The following is a 6,490-nucleotide window of genomic DNA, read 5'->3' as shown; positions in this document are numbered from 1 at the left end:
TCCTCGGCGGCCCTGGCAGCCTGATCGACCAGGGCCGGGGTGCCGACCGGGAAGGTATTGGCCGGGCCATGGGCCGGTTCGGACTGGAAGGTCTGCTCGCCTGCGACCCATTCGCCAGCAATCAGATGTTTTCCTGTCAGGTTATAGGACATCAAATTCTCCGTTTGCTTGATCAGATCACGCGGACTTTAACCAGCTCTTCTGGCTGGACCGCAAGGCGGTTGCGCAACGGGCGCCCGAAAGGCTTTGCCTCGATTTCGAATTCATCCCCGTCGCGGGTTTGAATGCCATCGGCAAAACTGAGCGTCGCCGTTCCAAAGAAATGCAGATGGATGTCCCCGGGGCGCCGGAAAAGATCATATTTGAAATGGTGATATTCCAGATTGTCGATGGAATGAGACATGTTCTCTTCCCCACTGACAAACGGCTTCTCCCACAGAATGCCACCGTCACGATATACACGTGAAACCCCTTCGACATGCCCCGGCAGGTCACCAAGCAATAATTCAGGCCCAATGGCACAGGCACGAAGCTTGGAATGAGCAAGATACAGATAGTTCTGCCGCTCCATCACATGATCGGAAAATTCATTCCCGATCACAAAACCGATGCGCACCGGAAAGCCATCAGGATCATTGATATAGACCCCGGCAATTTCGGGCTCCTCGCTGCCATCAAGGGCAAAAGACGGACTTGGGATATCATCGCCAGGTGCCGCAATGATCGAACCATCGCCTTTGTAAAACCATTCGGGCTGAATTCCCTTTTCACCCGAAGGCGGTTTTCCACCCTCAAGCCCCATTCGGAACATCTTCATTGAGTCTGTTTCATCTGCGGCCTTACTGGCAGCCTGATGCATATTTGCCCGTGCCGATGCCGATCCCAAATGGGTCAAACCGGTTCCCGTCACCAGAAGATGCGCAGGATCGGGATGATCAATCGGCGACAGCAACCGCCCTGCAGATGCAATCACATCATAGCTTTCGCGGGCCTCATCGAAGCGGCACTCCACCGCTTCGATCATGGTCATGCCCCGGTCGATGGCAATTGCTGCCAGATCGCGAACCGTATCTACCCCGGCCAACGGGGCGACTTTGTCACCATCAACAACGCCAACCCGGCGCTTGCCGTTTTCGGCAATGAATTGAACCAAACGCATGATCATGGCCCCTATTCGATGATCTCGAATTCACCAAGCGCATCCTCGGCGATTTCAAGCCCCAGACCGGGCAGATCATCATCAAGATCAATGAAACCGTTCTTTGGCACCGGGTCGCCTTTGAAGACGTAGTAGAACAGTTCGTTTCCGACCTCGACATCAAAGACCGGGAAGAATTCCGATATCGGGCAGTTCAGGTTCGCCATCGTCAGGTGATAGTTATGCATCTGACCGGCATGCGGAATGACCGGCACCTGATAGGCTTCCGCCAGTGCATTGATTTTTTGGGCGGCGGTAATACCGCCAACACGGTTGGTGTCATATTGAATGACACTAAGTGCATTCATATCCAACAGCGTCTTGAATCCGAAATTCGTGAATTCATGCTCACCGCCGGAAATCGGCACGATGTTCATGTTGTTCAGTTCGGCATAGCCTGCAAGATCATCGGCAATCACCGGTTCTTCAAGCCAACGCGGCTCGAATTCTGCCAGTTTAGGCAACATGCGCTTGGTATATTCAAGGTTCCAGCCCATGTAACACTCCAGCATCAGATCACGATCCGGACCGATGACTTCGCGTACGGTTTTGACCAGATCAAGGTTTTTGCGCATCCCTGCGGGACCATCTTTCGGCCCCCAGCCAAAGCGCATCTTGACCATATCAAAACCCTGATCGACATAACTCTGGGCCTCTTTGGCAAGCGCATCAATCGACTGACCATAAAGCTTGGACGCATAGACAGGAATCTGCTCCTTGGTTCTACCACCAAGCAACTTGAATACCGGTTTGCCGGTTGCCTTGCCCATGATGTCCCAGATCGCGATATCAATCGCCGAAATTGCCACCATACCAACGCCTTTACGGCCCCACGCATGGGTACGGCGATACATTTTCTGCCACAGATATTCATTGTCGAACGGGTCTTCGCCAATCACCAGCGGCGCAAGATAGGTATCAATGATTTGCTTGGTGATCGTCGGTGCGAGTGCCGCGTTACCAATACCGACAATACCGTTATCGGTTTCAACTTCACAGATCAGCCATTCATGGAACCGGAAGGATCCCATGCTGTCGCCGCGCTCAAAAAGTGCATCGGATGCGTTGGTACAGAAATTGGCCTGCGGGGCGACGGTTTTACCGTTCCAGCGCAACACACGTGTGCGGATACTTTTGATTTTCATCGCAATCATCCTTTCAGATGGAGTGCCCGCTAATCGGGCTTTCGAACAAAGCGGTGACGTTCACACAAGACACATGTCCTGGGCGGTCTCCGGATCGAACCAGAATTTATGATAAGAACCTTGCCACGGGCCGGGTGCGCAGGGAGAACGCAACCCGTCCGACGGCAAAAACAATCAGGTACTGATCGTCAGGCGGCCAATCGGGCCTGACGTCGGCTTCCCGCCATTCTTGCGACAATTTCAAATGCTGCCAAGGTCGCCCCGACATTGGCTTTGCCAAGGCCGGAGATGTCGTAAGCCGTACCATGCGCAGGGGTTGCAACCGGGATCGGAAGCCCCCCCTGCACGGTCACACCACGATCAAAGCCCAGAAGCTTTATCGCGATCTGCCCCTGGTCGTGATACATGGTGACAATCGCATCAAGTTCCCCGGCTTGCGCCTTTAGGAAAATGGTGTCGGCCGGCCATGGCCCATCCGCCGGAAGTCCAAGGCTTTTGGCCTTCTCTACCGCTGGCGCGATAATGTCGATTTCCTCGCGACCAAAATTCCCGCCATCGCCCGCATGCGGGTTAAGAGCAGCAACACCAACCCGTGGCTTATCGATCCCGTTGGCGACAAGAGCATCGGTAATCAGTCGAACCGCATCAACAATCCGGTCGACCGAAATGTTTTCCACGACACGTGCCAGTGCAATATGGCTGGTCACGCGGCTGGTCCACATGCCTTCCATCGTGTTGAACTCACAGATCGGACCATCATGACCAATATGCTCGGCCATATAATGCAGCTCGTCCTCATGGCCCATGCCACCACGGATCATGGCTTCCTTGTTGAACGGCATGAACAAAATGCCATCAACTTTTTCGTCACGTGCAAGGTCAAGGGCGACGTCAAGCGTGCGCAGACTTGCTGCACCGGATTTGGCATCGACCACACCGGGTTTGATCTGATCCGGATTGAAAAATGATGTTTCGATATAGGGATAGGCATCTTTTGGCCAGCTTGCCGGGAGATCCTTAACTGCTGCCAGATTGATATCCAGACCGGAATCCTTGCGGCCGCGTTCAATCAGGCATTTGTCGCCAATCACCACCACATCCGCCTTCTCGCGAATATCACTGCGCGACAGAAGACGCAGAAGCAATTCCGGACCAATACCGTTGGCGTCGCCGGGGATTACCGCCAAACGCGGTTTCACATTAACAGTCATCTATAAAAGAACTCCACAAGCGTCATGGGAATGAAGGGCAGGTAGGTGACCGCCATCAGCACAGCGAACAGCACGCCGATGAAAGGCACATTAACCTTGGTCGTTTCCCAGATATCGGTTTTGGCAATCGAACAGGATGTCACCAGCACACTGGCGACAGGCGGGGTCTGCTGACCAATGGCAAGATTAAGGGTAAGAATGATGCCAAAATGCACGGGATCAATCCCGACCTGCTGGATCAGCGGCAAGACAATCGGCACCACCAGAATGATCGCAGCAGCACCGTGCAATATGCAGCCAAGAACAAGCAAAAGCACATTAAGCAGCATCAGCACGACGAACGGATCATTGGTAAATCCGGTGATCGCCGCAGCCAGCATCTGAGGCAGACCTTCCTCGGTCAGATAAAGACCCAGCACAGCAGAGGTCGCGACCAGCAGCATCACGGTTGCTGTCTGGTTGATCCCTTCGCGCAGGGCATCAAGGAACATCGAAAAATCAAGTTCCCGATAGATGAAGGCCCCGATAACAACCGCGGCAACCACCGCCAGGCCAGCTCCTTCGGTCGCTGTTACCAACCCGCCGAAAATACCGCCCAGAATGATGAATGGCAGGGTCAGTGCCCAGGCCGCTTCACGGAAGGTTTTGCGAACGCGCGCCAGATCAAAACGTTCATCACGCGGAATGTCATATTTTACCGCAAAGTAATAGCTGACACACATCAACCCGAATGCCCCCAGAAGGCCCGGCACGACACCGGCAACAAACAGTTGCACAATCGAGGTATCCGAAAGCGCCCCATAAAGGATCATGGGAATTGACGGCGGGATAATGATCGCAAGGGATGCCGAAGACGACGTTATCGCAGCCGCAAAGGTGCCTTTATATCCCTTGCGCTTCATGCCAGGGATCAGGACCGAACCGGTCGCGGCAACATCCGCCACCGCAGAACCCGAAATTTCGGCAAAGAATAACGACACCCCGATATTGACCATCGCCAGACCGCCGCGCATGAACCCGATCAGGGCCGAAACGAAGTCGATCAGCCGACGCGAAATCGATGAGGTGTTCATCAATGCGCCCGCCAGAATAAAGAGCGGGATCGCAATCAGGGGAAAGCTGGTCGCACCATCAAACAGGGCAAGTGCGGCATTGTAGAAACCCGGAACTCCATGCAGGGAATAAACCCCCACCAGTGCAGCCGCACCGATGGATACCGCAATCGGAACCCCCATAAAGACCAGGAAAAACATCAAAGGAAGAATGACTGAAACGGCCATCATGCTGCCCTTTCATTGAACGGCACATCGCTTTTCTGCGCCTTGGCAATTTCGTGGTTCATTTCTTCGGTTTCGACATCAAGTGCCGTCACCATGCGCTGCCATGCTTCCGGCAAACTCAGTAATTGACCCATCACGAACAGCGCACAGCCGACCGGAATGACAGATTGAGTGAATTGCAAGCCAACCCAGGGCAACGAAATCAGGGTTTCGCCCCCCATGATCTGAAGAACAAACCAGCCAGCCCACGCCATTGCAGCAAACATCGCAATGACGATGGCCTCGCCCATCAGAAAGACGATCTTGCGCAGGGTCAGAGGCAGGGCAAGAAGAACACCCGAGAAACTGAGGTGGGATCGGCGCACAGCGGCAAGAGCGGCGCCGTAATAGGTAATCCAGGCCAGCATCACCGAAGCCACTTCGTCATACCAGACCAGGGAATAACCGCTATAGCGGAAGATCACTGCCAGGATCACGATCAACGCCAGAAACGTGATCAATGTCATGGTAAAGACTTCCAGTGTACGCCGGAACAGAACTGCTGCGAACTGCATCGCGTTCTCTCCTAAGGAAAACGAAGGAAGAAAATGCGGGGCAACCGGACGGATGGTTGCCCCCGCCCGATTTAGTCTGCAGTCGCAAGGGCGGCATCAACCAGTGCCTTGCCGCCATCAATTTCGGATGCGAACTTGTCATAGATCGGCTTGGAAGCTTCAACAAAGGCGGCACGATCAGCCGTATTGACTTCCATACCGCCTGCCGTCAGCTCATCAAGCAGCGCTTTGTCAGCCTTCGCACCGGCATCACGCGACCAAAGGGCCACTTCGCGCGCGGTATTGACCAGAATGTCGCGAACTTCCGGATCAAGGTCGTTATAGACCGTAACCGACATGGTCGGATAAGACGGCGAATAGATATGCCCCGAAAGCGTCAGGTATTTCTGCACTTCGTTAAGCTTGGCAGCCTCGATGTTGGTCAGCGGATTTTCCTGACCATCAATGACGCCGGTCTGAAGACCGACAAAGACTTCGGAAAAGGCCATCGGCGTCGGGTTCGCACCATAATTCGAGAACATGGCAACCCGCCATTCAGATTGCGGCGTGCGTAACTTGATACCATCAAGATCGGCCGGAACATTGATCGGACGCGCATTGTTGGTGATCTGACGGAAACCGTTCTCCCAAAGAGCAAGGATTTTGTAACCGGCCTCTTCAGCCTGCGGGGCGACGGTCGGCCAGAAAACAGACTCTTCGATTTTTGCCAATTGATCACGATCCTTCACAAGGAACGGCAAATCAAAAAGGGCAAATTTGTCTGCAATGGTCGGCATGGTCGATGACGGCAAAGTAATCTGCACCGTCCCAAGCTTCAGGCGCTGCATCAGCTCTTTGTCCTTGCCCAGCTGGGCAGAGTCAAAAAGCTTCACCGTTGCCTTGTCACCAAGTCGCTCATTGGCAAGACGGGTAAACTCAGCCGCAGTATTCGCCTGAAGCGAACCATGCTCGGCACTGATGGCAAATACGATCTCGTCTGCAGCATTTGCAGTTGCGAGTGCGGAAATGGACGTGATGCTGCCAAATGTTACGGCAGCGACAAATTTACGGATACGACCTGTGTGGGTCATGTATTCCTCCCGATTTATATCTATTTCGCTGT

The 6,490-nt window shown here is 53.9% G+C and carries 6 protein-coding genes; all 6 read right to left on the bottom strand.

Annotation, left to right across the window (positions count from 1 at the left end):
• Positions 1 to 172: 172 nt before the first annotated feature.
• The 6 genes from araD1 to ABIE64_RS22280 all read right to left on the bottom strand — a co-directional run bounded on the left by araD1 (position 173) and on the right by ABIE64_RS22280 (position 6,458).
• Positions 173 to 1,159, bottom strand: a complete 987-nt coding sequence (gene araD1 / locus ABIE64_RS22305; RefSeq protein WP_354378661.1) for an AraD1 family protein — start codon at positions 1,157 to 1,159, stop codon at positions 173 to 175.
• An 11-nt stretch (positions 1,160 to 1,170) separates the two neighbouring features.
• Positions 1,171 to 2,343 (bottom strand): L-rhamnonate dehydratase, encoded by a 1,173-nt coding sequence (locus tag ABIE64_RS22300; RefSeq protein WP_071240696.1) that lies wholly within the window; start codon positions 2,341 to 2,343, stop codon positions 1,171 to 1,173.
• Positions 2,344 to 2,531: 188 nt separating this feature from the next.
• Entirely contained in the window at positions 2,532 to 3,554 is a 1,023-nt protein-coding gene (locus ABIE64_RS22295) for a 4-hydroxythreonine-4-phosphate dehydrogenase PdxA (RefSeq protein WP_181850009.1), read from the bottom strand.
• Entirely contained in the window at positions 3,551 to 4,837 is a 1,287-nt protein-coding gene (locus ABIE64_RS22290) for a TRAP transporter large permease (RefSeq protein WP_223305179.1), read from the bottom strand. Before ABIE64_RS22290 ends, ABIE64_RS22295 begins: the two co-directional genes overlap by 4 nt.
• On the bottom strand, positions 4,834 to 5,388 hold the full coding sequence (locus ABIE64_RS22285) for a TRAP transporter small permease (protein WP_037991656.1): 555 nt from the start codon (positions 5,386 to 5,388) through the stop codon (positions 4,834 to 4,836). The genes ABIE64_RS22290 and ABIE64_RS22285 overlap by 4 nt, the downstream gene beginning before the upstream one ends.
• 71 nt (positions 5,389 to 5,459) lie before the next feature.
• On the bottom strand, positions 5,460 to 6,458 hold the full coding sequence (locus ABIE64_RS22280; RefSeq protein WP_037991657.1) for a TRAP transporter substrate-binding protein: 999 nt from the start codon (positions 6,456 to 6,458) through the stop codon (positions 5,460 to 5,462).
• Positions 6,459 to 6,490 lie beyond the last annotated feature (32 nt).

Origin of the sequence: Thalassospira sp. MBR-102 (assembly GCF_040549275.1) — a bacterium.
GTDB classification, from domain to species: Bacteria; Pseudomonadota; Alphaproteobacteria; order Rhodospirillales; family Thalassospiraceae; genus Thalassospira; species Thalassospira xiamenensis.
This window is presented reverse-complemented; position numbering and strand designations above follow the sequence as displayed.

Excerpts from the sequence above, each read along its gene's own strand:
- araD1 (WP_354378661.1), bottom strand. The coding sequence starts at position 1,159 with ATGCGTTTGGTTCAATTCATTGCCGAAAACGGCAAGCGCCGGGTTGGC.
- ABIE64_RS22300 (WP_071240696.1), bottom strand. The coding sequence starts at position 2,343 with ATGAAAATCAAAAGTATCCGCACACGTGTGTTGCGCTGGAACGGTAAA.
- ABIE64_RS22295 (WP_181850009.1), bottom strand. The coding sequence starts at position 3,554 with ATGACTGTTAATGTGAAACCGCGTTTGGCGGTAATCCCCGGCGACGCC.
- ABIE64_RS22290 (WP_223305179.1), bottom strand. The coding sequence starts at position 4,837 with ATGATGGCCGTTTCAGTCATTCTTCCTTTGATGTTTTTCCTGGTCTTT.
- ABIE64_RS22285 (WP_037991656.1), bottom strand. The coding sequence starts at position 5,388 with ATGCAGTTCGCAGCAGTTCTGTTCCGGCGTACACTGGAAGTCTTTACC.
- ABIE64_RS22280 (WP_037991657.1), bottom strand. The coding sequence starts at position 6,458 with ATGACCCACACAGGTCGTATCCGTAAATTTGTCGCTGCCGTAACATTT.